This is a genomic window from Streptomyces sp. NPDC002076 (genome assembly GCF_053593835.1).
Genome location: NZ_JBSFDI010000001.1, coordinates 326,892 through 353,596, shown reverse-complemented (window position 1 = coordinate 353,596; position 26,705 = coordinate 326,892). Strand labels below are relative to the sequence as shown.

The 26,705-nt window shown below is 70.3% G+C and carries 21 protein-coding genes; 12 read left to right on the top strand and 9 right to left on the bottom strand.

Annotated features, from left to right (window positions below):
* The first annotated feature begins 86 nt into the window (after positions 1-86).
* Positions 87-1,079, top strand: coding sequence for an ATP-binding cassette domain-containing protein (locus ACWCQS_RS01655; protein ID WP_451002613.1), 993 nt, complete (start codon positions 87-89; stop codon positions 1,077-1,079).
* On the top strand, positions 1,076-1,876 hold the full coding sequence (locus ACWCQS_RS01650; RefSeq protein WP_450981656.1) for an ABC transporter permease: 801 nt from the start codon (positions 1,076-1,078) through the stop codon (positions 1,874-1,876). Before ACWCQS_RS01655 ends, ACWCQS_RS01650 begins: the two co-directional genes overlap by 4 nt.
* 97 nt (positions 1,877-1,973) lie before the next feature.
* Here the strand turns inward: ACWCQS_RS01650 and ACWCQS_RS01645 are convergent, their stop codons facing one another.
* Positions 1,974-3,377 carry a DUF2079 domain-containing protein gene (locus ACWCQS_RS01645; protein ID WP_451002612.1) on the bottom strand — a complete coding sequence of 468 codons (1,404 nt, stop codon included), beginning with the start codon at positions 3,375-3,377 and terminating at the stop codon, positions 1,974-1,976.
* 333 nt (positions 3,378-3,710) lie between these two features.
* Here ACWCQS_RS01645 and ACWCQS_RS01640 point away from each other — a divergent pair, with 333 nt between their 5' ends.
* Positions 3,711-6,254: an amino acid permease gene (locus ACWCQS_RS01640; RefSeq protein ID WP_451002611.1), complete on the top strand. Its 2,544-nt coding sequence runs from the start codon at positions 3,711-3,713 to the stop codon at positions 6,252-6,254.
* 76 nt (positions 6,255-6,330) lie between these two features.
* Here the strand turns inward: ACWCQS_RS01640 and greA are convergent, their stop codons facing one another.
* The gene (greA, locus tag ACWCQS_RS01635) at positions 6,331-6,831 is read right to left on the bottom strand and encodes a transcription elongation factor GreA (protein ID WP_450981659.1); all 501 of its coding nucleotides are present in this window, start codon (positions 6,829-6,831) and stop codon (positions 6,331-6,333) included.
* 194 nt (positions 6,832-7,025) lie between these two features.
* Positions 7,026-7,424 carry a DUF4307 domain-containing protein gene (locus ACWCQS_RS01630; RefSeq protein WP_451002610.1) on the bottom strand — a complete coding sequence of 133 codons (399 nt, stop codon included), beginning with the start codon at positions 7,422-7,424 and terminating at the stop codon, positions 7,026-7,028.
* Positions 7,425-7,525: 101 nt separating this feature from the next.
* Between ACWCQS_RS01630 and mca the strand changes: the two genes are divergently transcribed.
* Positions 7,526-8,407, top strand: a complete 882-nt coding sequence (gene mca, locus ACWCQS_RS01625; protein ID WP_450981661.1) for a mycothiol conjugate amidase Mca — start codon at positions 7,526-7,528, stop codon at positions 8,405-8,407.
* Complete coding sequence (locus ACWCQS_RS01620; RefSeq protein WP_451002609.1) at positions 8,400-8,645, top strand: hypothetical protein; 246 nt, start codon at positions 8,400-8,402, stop codon at positions 8,643-8,645. Before mca ends, ACWCQS_RS01620 begins: the two co-directional genes overlap by 8 nt.
* 9 nt (positions 8,646-8,654) lie before the next feature.
* Here the strand turns inward: ACWCQS_RS01620 and ACWCQS_RS01615 are convergent, their stop codons facing one another.
* Together ACWCQS_RS01615 and ACWCQS_RS01610 are read right to left on the bottom strand one after the other, a co-directional pair.
* Entirely contained in the window at positions 8,655-11,858 is a 3,204-nt protein-coding gene (locus tag ACWCQS_RS01615; RefSeq protein ID WP_451003005.1) for a tetratricopeptide repeat protein, read from the bottom strand.
* A gap of 206 nt (positions 11,859-12,064) precedes the next feature.
* The gene (locus ACWCQS_RS01610; protein ID WP_451002608.1) at positions 12,065-12,490 is read right to left on the bottom strand and encodes a hypothetical protein; all 426 of its coding nucleotides are present in this window, start codon (positions 12,488-12,490) and stop codon (positions 12,065-12,067) included.
* A 99-nt stretch (positions 12,491-12,589) separates the two neighbouring features.
* Between ACWCQS_RS01610 and ACWCQS_RS01605 the strand changes: the two genes are divergently transcribed.
* From ACWCQS_RS01605 to ACWCQS_RS01580, 6 genes are all read left to right on the top strand, one after another.
* Positions 12,590-13,180 carry an ArsR/SmtB family transcription factor gene (locus ACWCQS_RS01605; protein WP_451002607.1) on the top strand — a complete coding sequence of 197 codons (591 nt, stop codon included), beginning with the start codon at positions 12,590-12,592 and terminating at the stop codon, positions 13,178-13,180.
* Positions 13,161-15,200 (top strand): thioredoxin domain-containing protein, encoded by a 2,040-nt coding sequence (locus ACWCQS_RS01600; protein WP_451002606.1) that lies wholly within the window; start codon positions 13,161-13,163, stop codon positions 15,198-15,200. Before ACWCQS_RS01605 ends, ACWCQS_RS01600 begins: the two co-directional genes overlap by 20 nt.
* 216 nt (positions 15,201-15,416) lie before the next feature.
* Positions 15,417-16,685: a glycosyltransferase gene (locus ACWCQS_RS01595; RefSeq protein WP_450981666.1), complete on the top strand. Its 1,269-nt coding sequence runs from the start codon at positions 15,417-15,419 to the stop codon at positions 16,683-16,685.
* The gene (locus ACWCQS_RS01590; protein WP_451002605.1) at positions 16,682-18,328 is read left to right on the top strand and encodes an ArnT family glycosyltransferase; all 1,647 of its coding nucleotides are present in this window, start codon (positions 16,682-16,684) and stop codon (positions 18,326-18,328) included. The genes ACWCQS_RS01595 and ACWCQS_RS01590 overlap by 4 nt, the downstream gene beginning before the upstream one ends.
* Positions 18,325-19,494: a glycosyltransferase gene (locus tag ACWCQS_RS01585; protein ID WP_451002604.1), complete on the top strand. Its 1,170-nt coding sequence runs from the start codon at positions 18,325-18,327 to the stop codon at positions 19,492-19,494. Before ACWCQS_RS01590 ends, ACWCQS_RS01585 begins: the two co-directional genes overlap by 4 nt.
* Complete coding sequence (locus ACWCQS_RS01580) at positions 19,491-21,899, top strand: galactose oxidase-like domain-containing protein (protein WP_451002603.1); 2,409 nt, start codon at positions 19,491-19,493, stop codon at positions 21,897-21,899. Before ACWCQS_RS01585 ends, ACWCQS_RS01580 begins: the two co-directional genes overlap by 4 nt.
* 5 nt (positions 21,900-21,904) lie before the next feature.
* On the opposite strand, the gene ACWCQS_RS01575 is transcribed toward ACWCQS_RS01580, so the two are convergent.
* The 3 genes from ACWCQS_RS01575 to trhA form a co-directional block, all read right to left on the bottom strand.
* Positions 21,905-22,627: a Mut7-C RNAse domain-containing protein gene (locus ACWCQS_RS01575; protein WP_451002602.1), complete on the bottom strand. Its 723-nt coding sequence runs from the start codon at positions 22,625-22,627 to the stop codon at positions 21,905-21,907.
* A gap of 33 nt (positions 22,628-22,660) precedes the next feature.
* Entirely contained in the window at positions 22,661-23,296 is a 636-nt protein-coding gene (locus tag ACWCQS_RS01570; protein WP_451002601.1) for a TetR/AcrR family transcriptional regulator, read from the bottom strand.
* Between the two features lie 217 nt (positions 23,297-23,513).
* On the bottom strand, positions 23,514-24,224 hold the full coding sequence (gene trhA / locus ACWCQS_RS01565; RefSeq protein WP_451002600.1) for a PAQR family membrane homeostasis protein TrhA: 711 nt from the start codon (positions 24,222-24,224) through the stop codon (positions 23,514-23,516).
* 285 nt (positions 24,225-24,509) lie between these two features.
* Here trhA and ACWCQS_RS01560 point away from each other — a divergent pair, with 285 nt between their 5' ends.
* Positions 24,510-26,330 carry a phosphoenolpyruvate carboxykinase (GTP) gene (locus tag ACWCQS_RS01560; protein ID WP_451002599.1) on the top strand — a complete coding sequence of 607 codons (1,821 nt, stop codon included), beginning with the start codon at positions 24,510-24,512 and terminating at the stop codon, positions 26,328-26,330.
* Between the two features lie 113 nt (positions 26,331-26,443).
* Here the strand turns inward: ACWCQS_RS01560 and ACWCQS_RS01555 are convergent, their stop codons facing one another.
* Positions 26,444-26,596 carry a hypothetical protein gene (locus ACWCQS_RS01555; protein ID WP_451002598.1) on the bottom strand — a complete coding sequence of 51 codons (153 nt, stop codon included), beginning with the start codon at positions 26,594-26,596 and terminating at the stop codon, positions 26,444-26,446.
* Positions 26,597-26,705: the final 109 nt, after the last annotated feature.

The following is a 26,705-nucleotide window of genomic DNA, read 5'->3' as shown; positions in this document are numbered from 1 at the left end:
CATTGAGGAACGCGATACATCGCGTTATGGTGTGGACGGTCTTCCGAAGAATCCCGGACGACGACCCCGATGACGTGGAGACAGACATGCCAGGCGCCATCCATGCCGAAGGCCTGGTGAAGACCTTCGGCGACGTAAGGGCTCTCGACGGCGTAGACCTGGACGTGCCCGAGGGCACGGTCCTCGGCCTTCTCGGGCCGAACGGCGCCGGTAAGACGACGACCGTCCGCTGCCTGACCACCCTCCTGCGCCCCGACAGCGGCAGGGCGGTCGTCGCGGGCGTGGACGTACTGAAGGACCCCGACGCCGTACGCCGCTCCATCGGCCTGTCCGGCCAGTTCGCGGCGGTGGACGAGTATCTGACCGGCCGGGAGAACCTGGTGATGGTCGGGCAGCTGTACCAGATGAAGGGCAAGGCGGCGAAGGCGCGCGCGGAGGAGCTGCTGGAGCAGTTCAACCTCGCGGACGCCGCCGACCGCCCCACCAAGACCTACTCCGGAGGCATGCGCCGCCGGCTCGACCTCGCCGCGGCCCTTGTGGTCTCGCCGCCGGTGATGTTCATGGACGAGCCGACGACCGGTCTGGACCCGCGCAACCGCCAGCAGCTGTGGGAGGTCATCAAACAGCTCGTCTCCAGCGGTACGACACTGCTGCTCACCACGCAGTACCTGGAGGAGGCCGACCACCTCGCGCACGACATCGCGGTGGTCGACCACGGCCGGGTCATCGCCCAGGGCACCTCCGACCAGCTCAAGGCCCGCACCGGCGGCGAGCGCGTCGAGGTCGTGGTGCACGAGCGCGAGCACATCGCGACCGCCACCGAGGTGTTGCGCGGCTTCGGCAAGGGCGAGGTCACGGTCGAGGAGCACACCCGAAAGCTCACGGTCCCGGTGACCGGCGGCGCCAAGCTGCTCGCCGAGATCATCCGTGAGCTGGACACCCGCGGGATCGAGATCGACGACATCGGGCTGCGTCGCCCGACCCTCGACGACGTCTTCCTGTCGCTGACGGGACACGTGGCCGAGGCAACCGACCAGGCCGACCAGGCCGAGGCGAAGGACAAGGAGACCGTGAAGTGAGCGCCGTGAGCGATTCCCTGGTCATCGCCCGCCGGAACCTGATCCGCATGGGCCGGATTCCCGAGATGCTCGTCTTCGGGCTGATCCAGCCCATCATGTTCGTGGTGCTGTTCACCTATGTCTTCGGCGGCTCGATCCAGGTCGGGTCGTCCAACTCCACCCAGGCCTACCGTGAGTTCCTGATGGCCGGCATCTTCGCCCAGACGGTCACGTTCGCCACGGCCGGCGCCGGTGCCGGCATCGCCGACGACATGCACAAGGGCCTCATCGACCGGTTCCGCTCGCTGCCGATGGCACGCGGCGCGGTGCTGACCGGGCGCACCCTCGCCGACCTGGTACAGACGGCACTGACCCTGCTCGTCCTCGCGGTCGTCGCCCTCCTGGTCGGCTGGCGCACCCATGAGAACGTGGGCAAGGTGCTCGCCGGATTCGGCCTGCTCCTGCTGCTCGGGTACGCGTTCTCCTGGATCGGCGCGCTCATCGGCCTGTCCGTGCGCACTCCCGAAGCGGCTACCTCGGGAGGCCTGATCTGGCTGTTCCCGCTGACGTTCATCTCGAACGCGTTCGTGGACGCGAACCAGATGCCGGCTTTCCTGCGGCACATCGCGGAGTGGAACCCGTTCAGCGCCACCGTGCAGGCGAGTCGCGAACTGTTCGGCAACCTTCCCCCGGGCTTCCAGGCGTCCGGCGCCTGGCCCATGCAGCACCCCGTGTGGGCCTCACTGATCTGGTCGGTCGTGATCATCCTGGTCTTCCGTACGCTGGCGGTCCGCAAGTACCGCCGGGCGCACGGTTGACGGCTCAGCCGCCCCGCATCGGCCCCCCTCCGGGCGGAGGGGGGCTTTCCACCCCCCGCGCCGCCGTCGGCCATCGGGTTCCCCGAGGTGCGTCGGGCTACGTTCGGGTGAGTACCGCGTACTGCTGGTCGTTGAACACCAGCCGGTACCGGGTGCCCGGGTGCAGTCCGTTCGCGTAACCCGTGACGTCCTTGATCGGGGACGACCAGCCCGATGCCAGATCCAGGGCGATGTACTGCGGCACCACTCGCCCGGTGTTGCCGACCCAGTACACCTGGGTGCGGCCCGCGAGATGCGCCATGAGTCCGGTGTTCGCCTCCACGCTCACCCCGGACGGTATGAGCCGTACGGCTTGCGCGCCGGCCTCGGCCCGTGGGCCGCCGTCGAAGGTGCCGGAGTCCAGCAGCCCGCGTACTGGCAGTTGCAGACACAGCGTGCCGGCGACCGCCGTCGCGGCGGCCACCCCGCCACGCGCGTACCCGCGCACCCAGTCCCGCGGAGAGGCCTCGGCGCGGCGGATGCCGTCGATCAGCGCGACGAACACGATCGGCATGAGCACCGCGCTGTAATGCCAGTCCCGCCCCCAGTAGTTCGGATCGTCCGCCAGGAAACGCCACCCCAGGGTCGGCAGGGCGATCAGCACGAGCTGGGACCGCAGCACGAGGAAGGCGGTCACCCCGAGCACCCACAGCAAGGTCTCGGTCTTCGTCCCGATGCCGTCGGTGAGACCGCCCGCCCCGGAACCGTGGCTGACCTTCCCCCAGTAGTCGTAGTCCCCGTTCGTGTTGAACCACGGAATGATCACCGTCATCACCACCGCGGTCGCAGCCGCCCCGAACGCCCCCAGCGCGGCCCCGAGACGCCGTTGACCTGCCAGGAACAGGCACAGGCCGATTGCGGCGACGGTCAGCCCCAGGTCCTCCTTCACCAGCACCAGCGGCGCGCTCCACCAGGCCGCGCGGCGCCACCGGCCGAGCACGAGCGACCGCAGGGCCAGGGCGAGCAGCGGCATGGCCAGGCATATCTCGTGGAAGTCGAAATCGATCGCCTTCTGCACACCCCACGACAGGCCGTACGCGGCCCCCAGCAGAATCCCCTTGGCGCGGCCGAGGACCTCCTCCGCGGTCGCCGAGACCACCGCGGCCGAGCAGGCGAACAGCGCGGCCTGTACGACCAGGAGCGTCACCGGTGTCGGGAAGAGCCGGTAGACGGGCGCGAGAACCACCAGGGCGGGGCTGAAGTGGTCACCGAGGATATTGAAACCCGGCCCCTTGATCGTGGCTATCGGTGCCCGGAGATGCGCGTAGGAGGACACGACCTGCTCGAAGATCGACAGGTCCCATGAACTGGTGGCGAACCGCTCGAACCTGGCGACCGACAGCACCGCGTAGATCACGAACAGCGCGGCGCCGAGCCACAGATGCGGGCATCGGAGCACCCCGGCGACCGAGGCGAGCCGGATCCTCGCCACTTTGGCCTGTTCGGTGGCGGCAGCGTTCACGAGCCCGCCGCAATCTTCTCAGCCGTGTTCAATTGATCTCTCTTCGAGACGGTGATGTCTTCGAGAGCCTTGTGAGGGACACGACCGCCTGTTCACCCTTGCCGGGGCGCCCCGCCCCGCCGAGATCGCCCATGATCTTCACTGACTGTACATGGACATGATCAGCTAGTCGAGCGTTCGACTGCCGCGTCGGGCTGCCTCCGTGCTGTTGCGGAGGCATGGGAACCGGCGGTGCAATCAAGTGTGAGGCACTTTGGCGGCACCGTGTCCCCGGGCCTCCCCGCTCCCGGGACGGGGGCTCGCCGGAAGGGGCTCAAGACCGACGCCCTGGGCATGTTCTCCTCGGTGACCATGGGCCTTGCCTCCGCCGGCCCGGCGTACAGCCTGGCCGCCACGCTGGGCATCATCGTGGCCGGGGTCGGACTGCAGGCCCCGATCGTCACCATGCTGGCGTTCATCCCGATGCTGCTGGTCGCCTACGCCTTCCGGGAGCTCAACGCGGGCAACGCGGACTGCGGGACCACCTTCACCTGGGCCACGCGCACCTTCGGACCGCGCGTCGGCTGGATGGGCGGCTGGGGCCTCATCGTCGCCAACATCATCGTCATGGCGAACCTCGCCGACATCTCCGCCGCCTACGGCTTCCGGCTGGCGGGCCTGAACGGACTGGCGGAGAACCGGTTGTGGACCACCGTGGCGGGCATGGTCTGGATCGCCGTGCTCACCGTGATCTGCTACGTCGGCATCGAGTTCTCGGCGGCCGTCCAGCGCTGGCTGCTGTGCCTGGAAGTGGTGATGCTGACCGCTTTCGCCGTCGCGGCGCTGGTGAGGGTCTACACCGACCCGCCCCCGACGGCGATCCATGTGTCCGCCTCCTGGTTCAACCCGTTCGAGGTGCCCTCGGCCAGGGCCCTGACCTCCGGCATCCTCGCGGGGGTCTTCATCTACTGGGGCTGGGACACCACGTTCACGGTCAATGAGGAAACCGTCGACAGCACGCGCATCCCCGGGCGCGCCGCGGTGCTGTCCACCGTGCTGCTCCTGATCATGTACGGCCTGGTGTCCACTTCCGCGCAGGCGTTCGCGGGAGTCGGCACGTCGGGCATCGGGCTCGGCAAGCGTGACTCGGACGATGTGCTCTCCGGGCTGGGCGAGGCCGTGTTCGGGAGAAGCGACACCGGGCTGATCCTGTCGAGACTGCTGATTCTGATGGTGCTGACCTCGGCGCTGGCCTCCGCCGAGACGACCATCCTGCCCCTGTCCAGGACCGTCTTCTCCATGGCGGTCCACAAGGCGATCCCCGCCCGGCTCGCCCGGATCCACCGCAGGTTCCTCACCCCGACCTGGGGCACGGTCGGCATAGGAGCGGCCTCGATCGCCCTGTTCGCCCTGCTGGCGTCGGGCAGCCAGAACATCCTGGCCGACTCGATCGACTCGATCGGTCTCGCGATCGCTTTCCAGTACTCGGTGACCGGCTTCGCCTGCGTCTGGTACTACCGCAAGATCCTCACCCGCAGCATCAGGGACCTGGTCTTCAAGGGCATACTGCCGGCGCTGGGCGGGCTGACGATGATCTCGCTGTTCCTCTACGCCGCCTTCGTCGTCTACGCGAAACCCGGGTACGGCACGACCGCCGTCGACCTGCCGCTGATCGGCCGGACGGGCGGGGTCACCGTCCTGGGCCTGGGCGCCCTGCTGATCGGTCTCCTGCTGATGCCGGTGGTCACCCATGGCCATACCGTGGCCCTCAAACTCCAGCGCAGTCTGCTGCCGCGCCACCTGCCGGCACACACCGCCGTCGACTCGGCGAGCCGCTACCAGCCCGCCGACAGCGGGTCCGGCGTGGGCGGCGACTGGTACGACGTCATCCCCCTGTCGGGAAAGCGGGTCGGTTTGGTCGTCGGAGACGTGCTCGGTCACGGCATGCGTGCCGCGGCCACCATGGGGCGCCTGCGTACCGGAGTGCGCGTGCTGGCCCGGCTGGACCTGAGCCCGGACGAGGTGCTGTCCCGGATGGACGACCTGGTCGAGCAGACCACGCACGAGGGCGGGCCCGACCGAGGCCCGGGCCACCGCAGGCCGCACGCCGACGAGGCCCTCGGCGTGAGCTGCCTGTACGCCGTGTACGACCCCTTCTCGGGGAAGTGCGGTCTCGCGCGGGCCGGGGAGCCGGTGCTGGCGGTCGTCGACCCGCACACGGGCGTCGTCGGCTATCCGGAGCTGCCGAGCGGGCCGCCGCTGGGAATCGGTGGCCTGCCCTACCAGAGCGCGGAACTGGATCTCGCGCCGGGCAGTCTCGTCGCCCTCTGCACGGACGGCCTCCTCCAGGCGGCCGAGGACCGCGCCGCCGGGCTCGCGCAGCTGTCCCGCGTCCTGGCCGACGGCCGGGCGTCCTTGGCGGCGCTGTGCGACAGGGCGGTGGCCACGCTGCTGCCCGGGCCGGTGGACGTGGACGCGACGCTGCTCATGGTCAGAACCCGCCTGCTCGACCGGAACCAGTTCGCCGAGTGGTCGATACGTCCGGACCCGGCGGCGGTGGCCACCATCCGCACCGCCGTCACCAAGCAGCTCGGCGACTGGGGGCTGGACGACCTGGCCTTCACCACCGAGCTCGTCGTCAGCGAACTGGTCACCAACGCCATCCGCTACGTCGGCGGGCCGATCCGCGTACGCCTGATCCGCGACCGGACCCTGATCTGCGAGGTCTCCGACACCGGCCACACCGCGCCCAATCTGCGGCACGCCGCGAGCGACGAGGAGGGAGGACGGGGGCTGTTCATCATCGCCCAGATGACCCACCAGTGGGGCACGCGCTACACACGCGCCGGCAAGACCATCTGGACCGAGCAGGACATGCCGCCACCGGCCGGCCGGTAGCGGCACGGCAAAGCCCCCGGGGTCCGGCGGAATCCGGCGGACACCCGGGGGCCCGAGGTCATGTCGGGTGGGTGGATCAGCCCGAGTACGGCTCGGCCTTCAGGATCGTCACCGAGGCCTTCTTGCCGTTCGGCAGTTCGTACTCCGCGTCCTCGCCGACCTTGTGGCCGATGACACCGGCGCCCAGCGGGGACTGCGGCGAGTACGTCTCGATGTCGGCGCTCGCGTACTCGCGGGAGGCGAGCAGGAACGTCATCGTGTCGTCCTCGTCACCGTCGAAGGCGATCGTGACGACCATGCCCGGCGCGACGGCACCGTCGGTGGAGGCCGGAGCCTCGCCCACCTTGGCGTTCTCGAGAAGCTGGGTGAGCTGCCGCACGCGCAGCTCCTGCTTGCCCTGCTCCTCCTTGGCCGCGTGGTACCCGCCGTTCTCACGCAGGTCGCCCTCCTCGCGCGCGGCCGCGATCTTGGCGGCGATCTCCGTGCGCGCAGGACCAGTAAGGTACTCAAGCTCGTCCTTGAGCTTGTTGTACGCCTCCTGGGTCAGCCAGGTGACGTTCTCGCTGGTCTGGGTCACAGGGTGCTCCTCGTCGGTACTGGGAATACAAAGCATCGCCCTACCCAGAAGAATGTTCCCTCTTGGATGGGCGAAACCACGAGCCTAACAATTCAAGGCCGGAAGGGGGAGGACATAAGCCATCAGAATCACATCAACGCAGGTCAGCGTGTACGTATTCCGGGTGAAGCCGGTGAGTGTCCGGCCGGCCCCGGTCAGCCGGTATGGCAGCCGAGCAGCTCGGCCGTGGTGCCCTTCGCCGTGGTACGCAGCGTGACGACCTTGTCGATGCGTGTGGCCGACCCGGTGAAGCGGAAGTCGGCCCGGCCCACCTCGGAGCCGTCCGCCGCCTGGGAGCGCAGGGTGCAGTAGCCCGAGGTGCCGGAGTCCTTGTGGACCTCCAGATGCACCTCGACCGCGTTGTCCGTGGCGTCGAAGGCGATCACCTGGGCGCTGATCCTGCTCTCCACGACATAGTGGTACGCAAAGTATCCGACCAGTGCGAGCAGGGCCGCGCCGAGCACCGCACCGGCGACCTTGAGCTTGCGGTCCGCACGCTCGTCCGAGGAACGGCCGTAGCGGCCCTCGGGCAGCCGCGCGCTCGCCGTGCTCATGATCGTCCTCTCCGCGGAATTATTCGCCCCCCGATTCCGTCACTATAGAAGCCGCCGATCGCGCCGGGACCACGGGGCGCCGACTTACCGAGGATTGAGTCTTGACTGACCAGTTGCGACTGATGGCCGTTCACGCGCACCCCGACGACGAGTCGAGCAAGGGCGCGGCCACCATGGCGAAGTACGTGTCCGAGGGGGTGGACGTGCTGGTGGTGACGTGCACCGGCGGAGAGCGCGGATCCATCCTCAATCCGAAGCTGCAGGGCGACACGTACATCGAGGAGCACATCCACGAGGTACGCAAGAAGGAGATGGACGAGGCCCGCGAGATTCTCGGGGTCAGGCAGGAGTGGCTCGGCTTCGTCGACTCCGGCCTGCCCGAGGGCGACCCGCTGCCGCCGCTGCCCGAGGGCTGCTTCGCCCTGGAGGACGTCGACAAGGCGGCCGGCGAGCTGGTCCGCAGGATCCGCGCCTTCCGCCCGCAGGTGATCACCACCTACGACGAGAACGGCGGCTACCCGCACCCCGACCACATCATGACCCACAAGATCTCCATGGTGGCGTTCGACGGCGCGGCGGACACCGAGAAGTACCCGGAGGCCGAGTACGGCCCCGCCTACCAGCCGCAGAAGCTGTACTACAACCAGGGCTTCAACCGCCCCCGCACCGAGGCGCTGCACCAGGCGATGCTCGACCGGGGCCTGGAGTCGCCGTACGGGGAGTGGCTCAAGCGCTGGAAGGAGTTCGAGCGCGCCGAGCGCACGCTGACCACGCACATTCCGTGCGCGGACTTCTTCGAGATCCGCGACAAGGCGCTGATCGCGCACGCCACGCAGATCGACCCCGACGGCGGCTGGTTCAAGGTGCCGATGGAGCTGCAGAAGGAGGTCTGGCCGACGGAGGAGTACGAGCTGGCGAAGTCTCTCGTGGACACCTCCCTCCCCGAGGACGACCTCTTCGCGGGCATCCGCGACAATGCCTGACATGAGCGCAAGCGTGAGCCTGGCAGTGACGCACCTCGTCCCCCTCGCCAAGGAGGTCGACGAGAACAAGGTCACCCCCGGTGTCCTCGGCTTCATCGTCTTCGCGGTGATGGCCCTGGCGGTGTGGGGACTGATGAAGTCGATGAGCAAGCACATGAACAAGGTCGACTTCAAGGAGTCCCCGGACCGCGAGGCCGAGCGCACCGAGAAGGCCGACTCCGCGGCCGAGCGGGGCTGACCCCGGGCGTCAGCGCGCCGCCGGTACCGCCACCCCCATCACCTCCCGGGCGTGGCGGTCCGGCGTCATGCGCAGCCGCCAGGCCTGCCAGCCGTCCTCCAGGCTGACCCCGCGCTCCAGCAGCAGGGCGTACGCCGGGACGTAGTCGGCCAGCTTCTCGTCCCGCAGGGGATGGCCGGCGCGGGCCAGCCGGGCCAGCTCCTCCTGGGCCACCGCCGTGCCCACCTCCACCCCGCCGGGCGCCGCGTAGGGCAGCAGGGTGCAGCGCAGAAAGCGGGCCCAGTCCTCGCCGCGCCGGTCGCCGTAGGAGACGAACAGGTCCAGCGCCTCGTCGGCGAGGGCCAGCGCGGCCTGGGTACGGGCGTTGCCCGCGTCGACCACCGCCAGCTCCAGGCACGTCCACGCCTCCCCGTGCGCGACGCCGATCCGCTGGAAGTCGGCGCGGGCGTCCACCAGGAGCTGCCGGGCGAAGCCGGAGTTGCGCAGCGAGCCGGTCTGCGCGGCCCGCTGGTCGCGGGTGACCCGGGCCGAGTGGTGCCGGGCGCAGGCCAGGCCGTAGACGTCGCGCATCCGGGAGAACATCGTGCGGGACCGCTCCATGTCGCGCACCGCCGGATCCAGGTCGCCGGCCTCCTCCAGCGCCTGGCCCAGGTAGTACAGCGTCCACGCCTCGCCGCGCGCGTCCTCGTTGTCCCGGTGCCGGGCGGCGGCCCGCCGCAGGCCCTCGACGGCCGGTGCGGGGTCGCCGGCCACCAGACGGGCCCGGGCCAGCTGGGTCAGCGCCCAGGCCTCGCCGCGCGCGTCCTGTGTCCGGCCGCAGCGCTCCAGGGCCGACCGCAGCTCGGACTCCGCGCGCGGTACGTCCCCCATGCGCAGCGCCAGCTGGCCGAGCTGGAAGTGCGCCCAGGCCTCGCCGTGCACCGAGCCGCCCTCGCGATGCAGGACCAGGGAGCGGGTGAGCAGCTCCAGCGCCTCCGCGAGCCGGCCCCGGTCCCGCTGGACTGCGGCCAGGGCGTGCATCGTCCAGGCCCGGTCCGTGGCCAGCTCCGGCGCCGCCTGCAGATCCAGCGCCTCCCGCAGCTTGGCGGCGGCCTCGGTGAGCTGGCCCTGGTGGTGCAGGGTGATCCCGAGCGAGCCCAGCGCGCGGGCCGCACCCGCGTCATGGTGCGCCTCCCGGTACAGGTCCACCACCGAGGCCAGCGTGGCGCGCGCCTTGTCCAGCTCGCCCAGCTGCCGGGCCGCGATCCCGGTGCGCCACTGCACCGAGCGCACCAGCAGCCCCTGGTCCACGGCCTGCGCCAGCTCGCTGATCTCCCCGAGCCGGTACAGGTCGCCGCGCAGCAGGCAGTAGTCGCACAGCGCGCCCAGCAGGTTCTGCACCGCTCTCTGGTCCACGCCCTCCGCGTGCCGCAGGGCCGCGGTGATGAAGCTGGACTCGTCGTCCAGCCAGCGCAGCGCCTCGTCCAGCGAGGTGAAGCCGTGCGGGCCGAACTGGTGCGAACGCGTCGACATGTTCCCGTCGACCAGGCGCAGCACCGAGTCGGCCAGGTCCGCGTAGTTCACGATCAGCCGTTCCTGCGCCGCCGCACGCTCGGCCGGGTCCTCCTCGGCCAGCAGCCGGGCCTGGGCGAAGGCGCGCACCAGGTCGTGCAGCCGGTAGCGGCTGCCGCGCACATGGTCGAGGAGGCCGGCCCGGGCGAGGTCGGCGAGCTGCCGTGTGGCCTCGGCCTCGTCCGTGGCGAGCAGCGCGGCGGCCGCCGCGGCGCCCAGCGAGGCCCGGCCCGCGAGCGCGAGCCTCCTCAGCAGCCGGCGCGCGGGCTCCGGCTGGTCGGTGTAGCGCAGCCACAGGGCACGCTCCACCGGCTCCACCGGACCGTACGCGCCCAGGTCCGTGGCCAGCTGCCGGGGCGAGCGCGGGCCGAGCGCGGAGCCCGCGATCCTGAGCGCCAGCGGCAGCCCGCCGGTGAGGTCCCGGATCCGGTCGGCGGACTCGGCGTCGTACGGCCCCGACGCGTCCTCGGCGACGGCCCCGAGCAGTTCCTCGGCACCCGCCGCGCCCAGCGCCTCGACCGGCAGATCGTGCACCCAGGCCGGCAGATCCGCCGGCAGGTCCAGGGCCGTGCGGGCGGTGACCAGGACCAGACTGTCGGAGCGCTCGGGGACCAGCGCCCGCACCTGCTCCGGGTCCGAGGCGTCGTCCAGCACGATCGTCACCGGCAGGCCGGACAGCTGCTGGTGGTACAGCTCGCCGAGCCGCTTGACCTGCTGGTCGGGGGCGGACCGCTCGCGGAACAGCAACTGCTCACGGGGAGCCCCGAGCCGGTTGAGCAGATGCAGCAGGGCGTCCCGGGTCGACAGGGGCGGCTCCTCCCGCCGGCCGCCGCGCAGATCCACGATCACCGCGCCGCGGAAGTGGTCCCGCAGCTCGTGCGCCGCGCGCACCGCGAGCGTGGTCCGGCCGGAGCCGGGCTCGCCGTGCAGCACGACCACCGTGGGCCGGGTCTCCGTGGCCGCCCGGGCGGCCTGCGCCCACTGCCGGATCCGTGCCAGCTCCGCCCGGCGTCCCGCGAACGGGCCGTCCCTGTCCGGGAGTTGCCCGAACGACTGCTCCAGCACCGAACGCCGGCGGGCCGCCGCGCTCTTGTCCGCGCCGCGCAGCGCCGGGCCGCCCTTCTTCTTCCGGGCCGTGGCGGCGGTCAGCACCCGCTGCTGGTCGAGGAACGGGCGGATGCCGCGCACCTCCAGCGCGGTCAGCCACTGCAGCCGAAGCTGCTCGGGCCCGCCGGGCTGGCCGGCCGCGCCCGCGCGGTGATGCGCGGCGGGCAGATGGGCACCGGCCGCCTTCACCACGGAGGCGGCGGCACCGACCACGCCCGCGGCGACACCCGCGCCGACGGCCGTACCGCTGCCGGTGCCGAGCAGGAGGTCGGCCACGGCCGCGGCCACCGCGGCCACCACCGCCACCAGCAGGGCGGTTCCGGCGCCCTCGCGGGCGTAGCGCTGCCCGAAGGTCAGCCGGCCCGCCTCGGTCTCGTCCAGCGCATGGACGTAGGCCTCGTACTCCTCGCCGGCCGCCTCCGCCATCGCGTCCAGCGCGCCGCGCGCTCGCGACAGCAGCAGCTGCCCGTCGATCCGCCCGCCCGAGCGCCGTACCTCCTCCTCGACGGCCCGCACCAGTAGCCGCTCGGCTTCCGCCCGATGGCCGTCCCGCATGCCCCGCCCCCCTCCGGCGTCAACTTCCTTGTCCACGAGTGTCCTTCGCGGGGCGCGGAAGCGGGAGGGGTGGTGTCCGGTGGGGAGTTGGGGAGGTGCGGCAACGTCCTTGTGAGCGTGTTCCGTGCGGTGCGAGGGAGCGGCGGCCTGTCCGAGGGAACGCGGACGCCAGTCCGCAGACCTCGCTCCGAGGATGTTCCGGCCGCTCAGCGCCGGGCGGTCCGCCGCCCCTTGCCCACTGCCAGATGCACGCACGCCCCCGCCAGCACCCCCTCCGCCACCGCGCACAGCAGCGCCTCGGCCAGCGGAGCGCCCGTGCCCGCGGTGGTTATGTCGAACCAGGCGTCCAGCACCGCCACCGATGCCGTCGCCGAAGCCGTCAGGCGGGACCTCGGGTCGCCCCGCAGGCCGAGCAGGGCCGTCGCCGCGCAGCCCGTCGCCATGAGGACGTCCAGGCCGATCCAGGCCAGGGGCCAGTTGTCCACCTCGGTGCTGCCCGGCAGGGTCAGGGCCAGCACCACCATCCACGGCACCAGCAGGACCGCCGCCGCCCCCAGCAGGACCAAGGGCCACCTCTTCCGCCCTGTCACCGTCACGGTCATGGTCGCGCTCACACCCTCCCCGTTCGTCACCCCTCGACTGCCTCCACCGTAGATCGCAGAGAAAGTTCTGCAAAGAAAGTTCGGCAGACATCGGGGACTTCTCAGGGTTCTCGGGGTTACCGTGACCGCATGACCGACGGCCTGCCCGAGATGACCAGCCTGGAGCGCACCGCCCTCTACAAATCCCTCGGCAACCCCCTGCGCCGCCGGATCCTCGAATACCTCGGCCGGCACGGCGAGGCCAACTCCACCGTCCTCGCCCGCGAACTCGGCGAGAGCTCCGGCACCACCAGCTACCACCTGCGCAAACTCGCCGAGCAGCGGCTCATCGAGGAGATCCCGGAGAAGTCCGGCGGGCGGGAGCGGTGGTGGCGCTCGCTGCCGTTCAGCCACACCACACCCGACCCGGCCACGATGACCCCGGAGGAGTACGAGGCCGCCGCCCAGCTCGCCCATCTGAAGATCGAGTTCGACAGCGCCCTGTACCGCCGCGCCCACCAGGAGTACCGCGGCCCCGAGGGCTGGGCCCAGATCCAGCGCCACGGCACGTGGCTGACCAGGGAGGAACTGCTCGCCTTCATGCGGGAGTACCACGCCCTGCTCGACCGCTACGGCCACCTCCGCGAGGACGCCCCCGAAGGCGCGCGCCCCATGAACCTGCGCTTCTACGCCGTCCCCGAGCCCGTGGGAGAGTGGAACGGTGAACCGACTGGCCCATGAGACGTCCCCGTATCTGCTCCAGCACGCCGACAACCCCGTCGACTGGTGGCCCTGGTCGGCCGAGGCCTTCGACGAGGCCCGCAGGGCGAACAGACCCGTCCTGCTGAGCGTCGGGTATTCCAGCTGTCACTGGTGTCATGTCATGGCCCACGAATCCTTCGAGGACCAGGCCACCGCCGACTACCTCAACGAGCACTTCGTCACCATCAAGGTCGACCGCGAGGAACGCCCCGACGTCGACGCCGTCTACATGGAGGCCGTGCAGGCCGCCACCGGGCAGGGCGGCTGGCCCATGACCGTCTTCCTCACCCCGGACGCCGAGCCCTTCTACTTCGGGACCTACTACCCGCCCGCACCCCGGCACGGCATGCCCTCCTTCCGGCAGGTGCTGGAAGGGGTGCAGCAGGCCTGGAGCACCCGCCGTGACGAGGTCGCGGAGGTCGCCGGGAAGATCGTGCGCGACCTTTCCCAGCGGGAGATCGTCCGGCAGGGCGACCGCGCACCCGACGAGCAGGAACTCGCCCAGGCCCTCCTCGGGCTGACCCGCGAGTACGACCCACAGCGCGGCGGATTCGGCGGGGCGCCCAAGTTCCCGCCGTCCATGGTGCTGGAGTTCCTGCTGCGGCATCACGCCCGGACCGGCGCCGAGGGCGCGCTGCAGATGGCGCAGGACACATGTGAGCGGATGGCCCGCGGGGGCATCTACGACCAGCTCGGCGGCGGGTTCGCCCGGTACTCCGTCGACCGTGACTGGATCGTGCCGCACTTCGAGAAGATGCTGTACGACAACGCGCTGCTCTGCCGCGTGTACGCCCATCTGTGGCGGGCCACCGGATCGGACCTCGCCCGGCGTGTAGCCCTGGAGACCGCCGACTTCCTCGTGCGTGAACTGCGCACCGACGAGGGCGGGTTCGCCTCCGCGCTCGACGCCGACAGCGACGACGGCACGGGCCGGCACATCGAGGGCGCGTACTACGTGTGGACGCCCGAGCGGCTGCGCGCCGTGCTCGGGGACGCGGACGGCGACCTCGCCGCCCGGTACTTCGGCGTGACCGACGAGGGCACCTTCGAGCACGGGCAGTCCGTCCTCCAACTCCCGCAGAGCAGCACCGTCTTCGACGCCGAGAGGATCGCCTCCATCAGGGCGCGGCTCCTCGCCGAGCGCGCCGGGCGCCCCGCCCCCGGCAGGGACGACAAGGTCGTCGCCGCCTGGAACGGCCTCGCCGTCGCCGCCCTCGCCGAGACCGGCGCCTACTTCGACCGGCCCGACCTGGTCGAGGCCGCCCTCGGCGCGGCCGACCTGCTCGTCCGGGTGCACCTCGACGAGCACGCCCGGCTCGCCCGGACCAGCAAGGACGGCCGTGTCGGCCCCAACGCCGGCGTGCTGGAGGACTACGCCGACGTCGCCGAGGGCTTCCTCGCGCTCGCGTCCGTGACGGGCGAGGGCGTCTGGCTGGATTTCGCCGGACTGCTCCTCGACCATGTGCTCGCCCGCTTCACCGACCCCGGCACCGGCGCGCTCTTCGACACCGCGTCGGACGCCGAGCGGCTCATCCGCCGGCCGCAGGACCCCACCGACAACGCCACCCCGTCGGGCTGGACCGCGGCGGCCGGTGCCCTGCTGGGCTATGCCGCGCACACCGGTTCCGAGCCGCACCGGACCGCCGCCGAGCGGGCGTTGGGGGTCGTGAAGACCCTGGGGCCGCGCGTGCCCCGGTTCATCGGCTGGGGGCTCGCCGTCGCCGAGGCCCTCCTCGACGGGCCCAAGGAGATCGCCGTCGTCGGACCAGGGCCCGACTTCGCGGACGAGCGGACAACGGCCCTGCACCGTACGGCACTTCTGGGTACCGCCCCGGGCGCCGTCGTAGCCGTCGGCGCAGCGGACAGTGACGAGTTCCCGCTCCTCGCCGACCGGCCCCTGCGCCAAGGTGAACCGACCGCGTACGTCTGCCGTAACTTCACCTGTGACGCGCCGACGACCGATCCTGAACGGCTCCGCGCGTCCCTGAACAGGAGCTGAGCATCCGGAACCCCGGCTACCGGAAGGCGTGAACTGTCCGAAAGAGAGCAGGTGTTCGGATAGGTCCCGCTACTGACACCACCGTTCCGAAACAATCTATTTATCGGAAGAGCTCCCGCATTTCACAGATCCCCCCTACTGTCTCCACAGCGGGTCGACGGGCGGTCACTCACCGTCGCCCGCACAGGGGGAATTCAGGGATCTGGGGGGATCTTTTTGCTCACGTCTGTCTTCATCGCCGCCGTCTCACTGGCCCTGTTCTGGATGGCGGCCTTCACCCTGTGGTGGCAGATGCACGCGTGGCGCACGCCCGAGGTGCTGGCCTCCACCCGGTTCGGCAGACCGGACGGCGACGAACACCTGTCGTTCTCACTGCTGTTGCCCGCCCGGCACGAACAGGCGGTGCTGGACCACACCATCCAGCGGCTGCTGGAATCCACGCACACCGACTTCGAGATCATCGTGATCGTCGGGCACGACGACCCGGAGACCACCGAGGTGGCCGAGAAGGCCGCCGCACGGGACGCGCGCGTCCGCGTCGTCGTCGACACCCACGAGAAGAAGAACAAGCCGAAGGCCATGAACACGGCGCTGCCGCACTGCCGCGGTGACGTCGTGGGGGTCTTCGACGCCGAGGACCAGGTCCACCCGGAGCTGCTCGCCCACGTCGACCACGCCTTCCGTACGACCGGGGCGGACGTCGTCCAGGGCGGCGTACAGCTCATCAACTTCCACTCCAGCTGGTACAGCCTGCGCAACTGCCTGGAGTACTTCTTCTGGTTCCGCTCCCGGCTGCACCTGCATGCGCAGAAGGGGTTCATCCCGCTCGGCGGGAACACCGTCTTCGTACGGACCGGCGTCCTCAGGGAAGCGGACGGCTGGGACCCCAACTGCCTCGCCGAGGACTGCGACCTGGGCGTACGCCTCTCCAGCGTCGGCAAGAAGGTCGTCGTCGCCTACGACTCCGACATGGTGACCAGGGAGGAGACCCCGGGTTCCCTGATGTCGCTGCTCAAGCAGCGCACCCGCTGGAACCAGGGCTTCCTGCAGGTGTACCGGAAGAAGGACTGGCGGCAACTGCCCGGGCTCGGACAGCGGTTGCTCGCCCGGTACACCCTGATGACCCCGTTCATGCAGGCCTTCTCCGGCGTGATCATCCCGCTCAACGCGGCCGTCGCGCTCTTCCTCGACGTGCCCGTCGGCGTCGCCTTCCTCACCTTCCTCCCGCTGGTCACCGCCGCCGTCACCTTCGTCTTCGAGGTGGTCGGGCTGCACGACTTCGGCAAGCAGTACGGCCTGAAGGTCCGTCTCGTCCACTACGTGAAGCTCATCGTGGGCGGCCCCTTCTACCAGGTCCTCCTCGCCGGAGCCGCGATCCGTGCCGTCTGGCGCGAGCAACGCGGCCGTAACGACTGGGAGTTGACCACGCACGTCGGCGCACACCTCACCGCGGCCGAGCCCATCCGAGAGGACGTTCCTGCGTGACCTCCACACTTCCCGCGGTGACCGCAGCGAAGGTCCCCGCGCAGCGCCCACCTGTGCCGGAAGGCGGTACGACCGCCCGGACCAGCCCGCCGCCACGGCTCCGCTCCTCCCGCCCCGATCTGCTGGTGTGCGGGGTCCTGCTCGCGGTGATCCTCCTCGTCCAGGGCTGGAACATCGCCGCCTACCCGACGCTCAGCGACGACGAGGGCACCTACCTCGCCCAGGCCTGGGCCGTCCAGCAGGGCCGGGGCCTCGCCCACTACACCTACTGGTACGACCACCCGCCGCTCGGCTGGATCCAGATAGCCCTGCTCAGCTGGCTCCCCTCGGCGATCAGCCCCGGCTCGATGACCGTCGGCACCATGCGGCTGACCATGCTGCTGGTCAGCGGCGTCAGCGCGGTCCTCGTCTATGTTCTCGGCCGCCGGCTCTCCCTGCCCCGCTGGGCCGCCGGACTCGGCATGGCCCTGTTCGGGCTCTCCCCGCTCGCGGTCGTGCTCAGCCGGGAGATCTTCCTCGACAACATCGCCGTGATGTGGCTGCTGCTGGCGTTCTGCCTCGCCGCCTCGCCCAGCCGCCACCTCTGGCACCACTTCGGCGCGGGCCTCGCCGCCGCTGCGGGAGTGCTCACCAAGGAGACGATGCTGGTCGTCCTGCCCGCCCTGTTCGTCACCATGTGGCGGCACAGCCACCGCGACACCCGCAAGTTCGCCCTCACCGGAGCCGTCACCGGCTGCGCCCTGATCGGCTTCTCCTATCCGCTGTTCGCCCTGCTCAAGGGCGAACTGTTCCCGGGCGCCGGACACGTCTCGCTGTGGGACGGCATCACCTACCAGATGTCCAGGCCCGGTTCCGGATTCATCCTGGACCGCTCCTCCGGCTCCTACGGCGTCCTGCACTCCTGGCTGTACTACGACCGCGTGCTGCCCCTCGGCGGCCTCGCCGGAGCCCTGCTCCTGCTGCTCACCTGGCGCTGGTCGGTCACCGCCCGCGCCCTCGCCGGACCGGCCCTCACGGTCGCCGTCCTCGCCGCGGTGGCCCTGCGCCCGAACGGCTATCTGCCCGCCATGTACATCATCGGCGCGCTGCCCTTCCTCGCCCTGGTCCTCGCCGGCGGCGCCGCATCGGTCGCCCACGCGGTCCTCAGCAGGTGGCGCAGGGAGGGCGAGAAGCGCCACCTCACCGGCGGCCGGTACGCGCTCGCCGCCATCCTGGCCCTCGCCGCCGGCGCCTATGTCGTACCGCACTGGTACGACGGCGACCGCACCGCCGTCACCGCCGACGCCAACAAGCCCTACCGGCAGGCCTCCCACTGGCTCAGCACCGAGGTGGCGGACCCGAAGGACACCCGCGTGCTCGTCGACGACGCCCTCTGGCTGGACCTCGTGCACGCCGGATACCGGCCCGGGCTCGGCGCCATCTGGTTCTACAAGGCCGACCTCGACCCGGCCGTCAGCAAGACCATGCCGCACGGCTGGCGGGACATCGACTACGTCGTCGCCTCGCCGACCGTCCGCCGCGACGCCAAGGACCTGCCCAATGTGCGGGCCGCGATCCGGCACTCCACGCCGGTCGCCACCTTCGGCACCGGACCCGACCGCATCGAGATCCGGCGGATCCAGGTTGGGGGAGGCGCGCGATGAACGAGTACAGCGCCCCGGCACAAGGCCTCGACGCCGTGGAGGTCCCCGAGCCCGGCGCCGTCACCATCGTCGTACCGACGTTCAACGAGTCCGCGAACATCCGGCAGTTGCTGCACCGGATCACCGAGTCCGTGCCGGCGCGGCTGCCCTGCGAGGTGCTCTTCGTGGACGACTCCACCGACGACACCCCCGAGGTGATCCGCGAGGCCGCCAAGGACTGCCCGTTCCCGGTGGCCGTACTGCACCGGGAGGAACCCGCCGGCGGGCTCGGCGGGGCGGTCGTCGAGGGGCTGAGGGCGGCGGCCTCGGAGTGGATCGTCGTCATGGACGGCGACTGCCAGCATCCGCCGTCCCTGGTACCGGAGCTGGTGGCCACCGGCGAGCGGGCGAACGCCGGGCTCGTCGTCGCCTCCCGGTACATCGAGGGCGGCAGCCGGGCCGGGCTCGCCGGCGGCTACCGGGTGGCCGTCTCGCGCGGCGCGACCTGGCTCGCCAAGGCGCTCTTCCCCCGCCGACTGCGCGGCATCAGCGACCCGATGAGCGGTTTCTTCGCCATCCGGCGCAGCGCGGTCACGGCGGACGTACTCAAACCGCTCGGCTACAAGATCCTGCTGGAGCTGGCCGTCCGCAGCCGCCCCCGGCAGGTCGCCGAGGTGCCGTTCGTCTTCCAGGAGCGGTTCGCCGGCGAGTCCAAGTCCACCGCCCAGGAGGGCTTCCGCTTCCTGCGCCACCTGGTGGGCCTGCGCACCGCCTCCCCGGCCGCCCGCATGGTCGGCTTCGGACTGATCGGCGCGAGCGGGTTCGTGCCGAACCTCGTCGGGCTGTGGGCACTGACCGCCCTCGGGATGCACTACCTGCCCGCCGAGATTCTCGCCAACCAGCTCGGGGTCGCCTGGAACTTCCTGCTCATCGAACACCTGCTGTTCCGCGACCGGCGTGTGCACCGCCGCTGGTGGGACCGGCTCGGCCGGTTCGCGCTGCTCGCCAACGCCGACCTGGTGCTGCGCATCCCGCTGATCGCCCTGCTCGTCGGCCGGTTGGGCATGGGCGTCCTGCCCGCCACGGCGCTCGCGCTGGTCATGACGTTCGTCCTGCGCTTCGTGGGCACCGAGGCGCTGGTCTACCTCCCCCGTCGGCGGGGGAGCCGAGCAAGGAGAGCCGTGTGAGTACGACGTACCGCAGACGCCGCAGACGGACCGCGCTGGCCGGGGTGGGCGCCCTGACCGCCGGTCTGCTGCTGGCCGCGCCCCAGCCGGCGGAGGCCGCCAACCTGATCAAGAACCCCGGCTTCGAGACCGCAGGCAGCGACGACATGCCGTACTGCTGGGAGAAGTCGGGCTGGGGCGACAACGACTTCAGCTTCGAGACGACCTCGGACGCGCACTCCGGGACCAAGGCCATGAAGGTCACGGTGACCCGCCGGGTCTCCGGCGACCGCAAGGCGATGATCACCGAGTCGACGGACTGCGCGCCGGGGGTGAGCGCCGGCAAGCAGTACGACCTGGGACTCTGGTACAAGACCACCACCCCGGACGCCAACATCACCCTCTTCCGGCACGACACCTCCGCCGGCTGGCAGTACTGGACCGACCTCAAGACCCTCGACATGGCCTCCACCTGGACCCAGGCCACGGTCCGCACCCCCGAGGTCCCGGCCGGCACCGACCGCATCACCTGGGGCGTCTCCGTCTACGGCACCGGCTCGGCGACCACCGACGACTACACCATGGAACAGGTGCCGGACCCGCTCCCGCCGGCCCAGTGCACCGGCACCACCGACCAGTGCGCCAACGGCAGTTGGTCGGTGCTGCCGACGCAGAACCCGGTCCGCTCCATGCACTCCGTCGTGCTCGACAACGGCAAGGTGCTGCTGATCGCCGGCTCCGGCAACAGCGAGGAGAACTTCAACGCGGGCACCTTCACCTCGGCGGTGTACGACCCGGCGAACGGCACGTACAAGGTCATCCCGACGCCGAAGGACATGTTCTGCGCGGGGCACGTCCAGCTCCAGGACGGCCGGGTGCTGGTGCTGAGCGGCAACAAGGCGTACCCGGTGGTGGGCGGGCACGGCTACGAGGGGTTCAAGGACTCGTACATCTTCGACCCGACGACCGAGACCTACACCAAGACCAACGACCTCAACGACGGCCACTGGTACCCGTCGGCGACCGAGCTGGGCAACGGTGACGTCATCTCCTTCGGCGGGCTGCGCGAGGACTCCACCGGCTCGGTGACCGCCGAGAAGTTCAGTTATGCGCAGAACCAGTGGCTGCCGCTGTCGCAGGTCAACCAGACCTGGTCGTACTGGGGCCTGTACCCGGCGATGATCCTCATGCAGGACGGCCGCCTCTTCTACACGGGCAGTCATGTCTTCGGCAACAACATCCCCGGCACGGGTTCGGCGATCTACGACTACGGCGCCAACACGATCACCCAGATCCCGGGCCTGCAGAACAAGGACGAGCGGGACCAGTCGGCGAGCGTGCTGCTGCCGCCCGCGCAGGACCAGCGGGTCCTGACGATCGGCGGCGGCAACATCGAGTCCAATCCGGATGCGAACCGCCTCACCGACCTGATCGACCTCAAGCAGGCCAACCCGGCCTACGTCGCCGGGCCGCCGATCCCGCAGGGCACGGTCGACCTGGGCAACGGCCCCCAGCCGGAGACCGGCAACCAGGGCAAGATGTACGTCTCCGCGGTGCTGCTGCCCGACGGCAAGGTGCTGGAGACCGGCGGCGCCCTGCACAACCGGGCCAACCCGGTGTACGAGTCCTCGATCTACGACCCCGGCACCAGCACCTTCGACCCCGTGGCCGCCGACCCCGAGTCCCGCGGCTACCACTCCTCGGCGTTCCTGCTCCCCGACGGCCGTGTGATGGCGACGGGCGACAACCCGGGCAACGGCACCTGGAACCACAACGTGTCGATCTACACCCCGCCGTATCTCTACAAGGGCACACGCCCGACGATCACCTCGGTGATCAACCAGGAGTGGAAGTACGGCGACACCCAGCGGATCACGGTCGACCGGCCCATCGCCAAGGCGGAGTTGATCCGCCCAGCCGCCGTCACGCACTCCTCCGACCCGAACCAGCGCTTCGTGGACCTCCCCCTGTCGGTGGACGGCAACAACGTGGACCTGAACGTCACGAACAACCCGAACCTCGCTCCGCCCGGCTGGTACATGCTCTTCGCCGTTGACGCCAACGGGGTGCCCTCGGTGGCCCAGTGGGTCCATCTGACGGGCCCGGCGGCCCTCAGCGCCGCCTCCCCGCACATCCACGCCTTCGCCGACTCCCTCACCGGCAAGGTGTCGGGCCCCGGCAAGAGGAAGGCCGCACAGCAGGTCAGCCCGACCATCTCCGGCTGCGACCGGCACTACGGCTCGGCCAACGTGTGCGTGCCGACGGTGTTCCCGCCCGAGGTGAAGAAGACGGCGGCGGCTCGATGCGCCTGGCTCAAGGAGAACAACTACGGTCGGCTGAAGGTCAACGGCGCCGACGACCCACTGGGGTTGGACCGGAACCGGGACGGGACCGCCTGTGACAAGGGGGATGTGACCAGGCGCTGACCGCGCTAACCGTGCTCCGCCAGGGCGCGCTCCACGATGGCCTCCAGCTGTTCGTGGTGGGCGCCCTTCCAGTACGCGCGGCCGCACTCGGTGCACTGGGCGAAGACGTCGTACGAGCGCTGGGTGCCGTGTTCGAGCTGATCGACGACCTCGGCCTTCGTGGCCTGTTTCAGAAGGCCGTTGCAGGCGGTGCAGCGGGTCCAGGGGTGGAGGTCGGGGTGGAAGCGGTCCAGGACGTCGTGGAGCTGGTCGTCGGGGCGGTGGCTGTAGACGAAGGCGCCGGCCCACAGCTCGCGGCGGCGCAGCAGGCCCCGGTCGCGGCTGAGCATGACCCGCTTCTCGGCGGCCGAGCGGGCGGCGAGCGCTGCGTCGCCGATGTCGGTCGACTCGTACGCGGTGTCCACGCCGAGCAGGCGCAGGCGGCGGGCGAGCGTGCCGAGGTGGACGTCCAGGAGGAAGCGGAGCGGGGCGCCGGGGACCCGCTGGGGGCGGTCGACGGGCCGTACCTTCACCGTCTCGCCGTCTTTCGGGATGTGCGATGCCGGCACCTCGCTGCCGTCGACGACCAGTGCGCCGACCTCGGTCAGCGGGACGCCGAGGGACTCGATGACATGGCCGAGCGTCGAGACCCCGTCCGTGGCCAGGGGCGCGGCACCGGCCCGCCGGGCGTGCGGCACGAACAGGTGCAGTGCGGGGGCGACTTCGACGCGGATCTCGGGTCGGTTCACCTCGTCAGCATCGCACGCCGGACCGCCGTGACCTCAGTGGTTTTCCCTGGGCAGGCCGCGCTCCAGGACGTCGAGGGCACGCTCCATCAGCTCACGGAGGTCGCCCTGCTGGTCGTTCTCGCCCCAGTACCGGTTGACCTCCATGAGCCCGCCGATGAGCGACATGGCGTAGACCCGCACCTCGAGACTCTCCGGATCGAGGCCGGTGCGGTCCGCGACGACCTGGCGGAGCAGAAGGCTGGTGCTCGCCATGCTCTCGAACATCCGGCTGCGGATGGCCGGGACCTCGACCCCGAGCCGCACCCGCAACCGGGTCACCTCGGGGTCCTCGGACAGCGCCAGGTCGAGCGCCCGGTGCATGACGTGCCGCAGGGACTGGATCAGCGGTTCGTCGGCCGGGCGGGCCCGCAGCTCCTCGGCCATCATCAGGTCGTACTCGTCCGTGAGGACGATGTCCTCCTTGGTCGGGAAGTAGCGGAAGACGGTCGACGGCGACACCTCGGCCCGCTCGGCGATCTGGTCGATCGTGGTGGCGTCGTACCCCTGCTCCCGGACCAGTGAGTACGTCGCCGCGCGGATCGCCTCCCGGGTCTTGATCTTCTTGCGTTCCCGCAGGCTGAGGCGGGGCCGGTCGGCGGGGGAGGTGCTGGGGGTGCGTGCGGCCGTCATGCCGGTCATTGTCTGGCATCCGCGACGGGGGCGGCCACGGCCGGGGCCTCCTCCCGCCTGGTGCGCCGTACGACGGGTGTGTTCGGCGCAACCATGAAATGAGAGTAACTCTCAAAATATGGGAACTGTCAATGGAGGGCTGGCCTCAGATGCTTCCAGGCGTACGAAGACGGCCACGGCTGGTGAGCCGTGGCCGGATAGGGAGGGCTGAGGGTGTCTACGCGTGCTGGTACGCCACCAGCGAGATGCCGACGTAGTGGACGACGAACGCCGCGAGGGTGAAGGAGTGGAAGACCTCGTGGAAGCCGAACCAGCGCGGGGACGGGTTCGGGCGCTTGATGCCGTAGATCACGCCGCCCGCGCTGTAGAGCAGACCGCCGACGATCACCAGGACCAGGACCGCGATGCCGCCGGTGCGCAGGAAGTCGGGCAGGAAGAACACGGCCGCCCAGCCCATGGCGATGTAGCAGGGCGTGTACAGCCAGCGCGGGGCGCCCACCCAGAAGACGCGGAAGACTATGCCGGCCGCGGCGGCGGCCCAGATGCCCCACAGCAGCCACTCGCCCTTCGCCCCGGGCAGGAGCAGCAGGGTCAGCGGGGTGTAGGTGCCCGCGATGATCAGGAAGATGTTGGCGTGGTCCAGACGGCGCAGAACGCCGTCCATGCGCGGGCTCCAGTTGCCCCGGTGGTACAGCGCGCTGATACCGAACAGCAGGCAGGCCGTCAGGACGTAGATCCCGCAGGCTATGCGGCCTCTGGTGGAGTCGGCGAGGGCGGTGAGCACGAGGCCCGCGATGAGTACGGCCGGGAACATGCCGAGGTGCAGCCAGCCGCGGAGCTTCGGCTTGACGTGTTGCGGCAGCGAGAGCGCCGGACCGCGGCCGTCGGCCGGCGTGTCCGTGGGCGCGTCGGGGACGGACGCAGTCATGCGGGGCATGGTACCTACGGCACCGTAAGTCGGGTGTCAGCGCGGGCCTTGGTCGATCGAACGCAAAAAGACCTTCAGGTGACACAAACCTGGACGTAAAGGGAACGCAAACAGGCCTGGAAGCCGTGGTTTTCATCACGTCGCTCACTTGTGACGCCCCCTGGACATATGCGCACTCTCGTCGGATGATCAAATGAGTGCAGTCGGCACCGGATGAGCATCCGAAGCATCCGGGTCGTAGCCCCCACGGGGCCACAGGACAAAATCCCTCACTTAGGAGCAACCGTGGCGCGCGACAACTCGGCTTCCAGCGTTCCCACAAACCACCAGGAACTGATCTCGTGGGTCGACGAGATCGCCGAACTGACCCAGCCGGACAGCGTGGTCTGGTGCGACGGCTCCGAGGCCGAGTACGACCGGTTGTGCGAAGAACTGGTCGCCAAGGGCACCTTCAAGAAGCTCGATCCGATCAAGCGCCCCAACTCCTACTACGCGGCCTCCGACCCCACCGATGTCGCGCGGGTCGAGGACCGCACCTTCATCTGCTCCGAGAAGGAGGAGGACGCCGGCCCGACCAACCACTGGAAGGCCCCCGCCGAGATGCGGGAGATCTTCAGCGGCGAGAAAGGCCTGTTCCGCGGCTCGATGCGGGGCCGCACCATGTACGTCGTCCCGTTCTGCATGGGCCCGCTCGGCTCCCCGCTGTCCGCGATCGGCGTGGAGATCACCGACTCCGCCTACGTCGCCGTCTCGATGCGCACGATGACGCGCATGGGCCAGGCCGTCCTGGACGAACTCGGCGACAACGGCTTCTTCGTCAAGGCCGTCCACTCCCTCGGTGCCCCGCTGGAGCAGGGCCAGGACGACGTTCCGTGGCCGTGCAACTCCACCAAGTACATCTCGCACTTCCCCGAGGACCGCGAGATCTGGTCCTACGGCTCCGGCTACGGCGGCAACGCCCTGCTCGGCAAGAAGTGCTACGCGCTGCGTATCGCCTCGGTCATGGCGCGTGACGAGGGCTGGCTGGCCGAGCACATGCTGATCCTCAAGCTCACCCCGCCGCAGGGCGAGTCCAAGTACGTCGCCGCCGCCTTCCCGAGCGCCTGCGGCAAGACCAACCTCGCCATGCTGGAGCCCACGGTCTCCGGCTGGACCGTGGAGACCATCGGCGACGACATCGCCTGGATGCGCTTCGGCGAGGACGGCCGCCTGTACGCGATCAACCCCGAGGCCGGCTTCTTCGGCGTCGCGCCCGGCACCGGCGAGCACACCAACGCCAACGCGATGAAGACCCTGTGGGGCAACTCGGTCTTCACCAACGTCGCCCTCACCGACGACGGCGACGTGTGGTGGGAGGGCATGACCCAGGAGACCCCGGCCCACCTCACGGACTGGAAGGGCCGCGACTGGACCCCCGAGTCCGCCGAGCCCGCCGCCCACCCCAACGCCCGTTTCACCACCCCCGCCGCCCAGTGCCCGATCATCGCGCCCGAGTGGGAGGACCCCAAGGGCGTGCCGATCTCGGCGATCCTCTTCGGCGGCCGCCGCGCTTCCGCGGTGCCGCTGGTGACGGAGTCCTTCGACTGGAACCACGGCGTCTTCCTCGGCGCCAACGTGGCCTCCGAGAAGACCGCCGCCGCCGAGGGCAAGGTCGGCGAGCTGCGCCGCGACCCGTTCGCGATGCTGCCGTTCTGCGGCTACAACATGGGCGACTACATGGCCCACTGGATCGACGTGGCCAAGGACAAGGACCAGTCCAAGCTGCCGAAGATCTACTACGTCAACTGGTTCCGCAAGAACGACGAGGGCAAGTTCGTCTGGCCGGGCTTCGGCGAGAACTCCCGTGTCCTGAAGTGGATCGTGGAGCGCCTGGAGGGCAAGGCCGAGGGCGTCGAGACCCCGATCGGCGTGCTGCCGGCCAAGGGCGCGCTGGACACCAAGGGCCTGGAACTGTCCGAGTCCGACCTGGACTTCCTGCTCACGGTCGACAAGGAGATCTGGCGCGAGGAGGCCGCGCTCGTCCCCGAGCACCTCAACACCTTCGGCGACCACACCCCGAAGGAGCTGTGGGACCAGTACCGCGCGCTGGTGGAGCGCCTGGGCTGAACAGCCCGTCGAAGACTCCACGGCCGGTCCGGATGCCCTGACCAGCGATCGTCACGACCGGCCGTGGTGACCACCCACCGGGGCCCCGCACAATGGCGTGCGGGGCCCCGGCTTCAGTTGTTGCGCTCCTCCAGATGGCGCGTGTGCGACTCCTGCCTGCGCGCCTCCCGGTCCCTGAGGTCCGACACCAGGTGCTCCGCCTCCTCACGGAGCAGGGCGAGCCGGCGGTCCAGGTGGCGTTCGGGGGACTGCGTGCCCGGGGTCACTTTTCGTGGAACGTGGCTGACGGATGGAGTTCGCCTGTCGCAGGTAGTCGGCACCGACGTTACGAGGCGCCCCCGATGGTGCTGTCGTACGGCAGGCGCGAGGGGCGTT

What these genes read in the sequence shown, in the direction of transcription:
- ACWCQS_RS01615 (WP_451003005.1), bottom strand. Translation starts at nt 11,858, where the DNA reads ATGCGGGACGGCCATCGGGCGGAAGCCGAGCGGCTACTGGTGCGGGCC.
- ACWCQS_RS01605 (WP_451002607.1), top strand. Translation starts at nt 12,590, where the DNA reads ATGACCGACGGCCTGCCCGAGATGACCAGCCTGGAGCGCACCGCCCTC.
- ACWCQS_RS01620 (WP_451002609.1), top strand. Translation starts at nt 8,400, where the DNA reads ATGCCTGACATGAGCGCAAGCGTGAGCCTGGCAGTGACGCACCTCGTC.
- ACWCQS_RS01640 (WP_451002611.1), top strand. Translation starts at nt 3,711, where the DNA reads ATGTTCTCCTCGGTGACCATGGGCCTTGCCTCCGCCGGCCCGGCGTAC.
- ACWCQS_RS01630 (WP_451002610.1), bottom strand. Translation starts at nt 7,424, where the DNA reads ATGAGCACGGCGAGCGCGCGGCTGCCCGAGGGCCGCTACGGCCGTTCC.
- ACWCQS_RS01585 (WP_451002604.1), top strand. Translation starts at nt 18,325, where the DNA reads ATGAACGAGTACAGCGCCCCGGCACAAGGCCTCGACGCCGTGGAGGTC.
- trhA (WP_451002600.1), bottom strand. Translation starts at nt 24,224, where the DNA reads ATGACTGCGTCCGTCCCCGACGCGCCCACGGACACGCCGGCCGACGGC.
- ACWCQS_RS01570 (WP_451002601.1), bottom strand. Translation starts at nt 23,296, where the DNA reads ATGACGGCCGCACGCACCCCCAGCACCTCCCCCGCCGACCGGCCCCGC.
- ACWCQS_RS01655 (WP_451002613.1), top strand. Translation starts at nt 87, where the DNA reads ATGCCAGGCGCCATCCATGCCGAAGGCCTGGTGAAGACCTTCGGCGAC.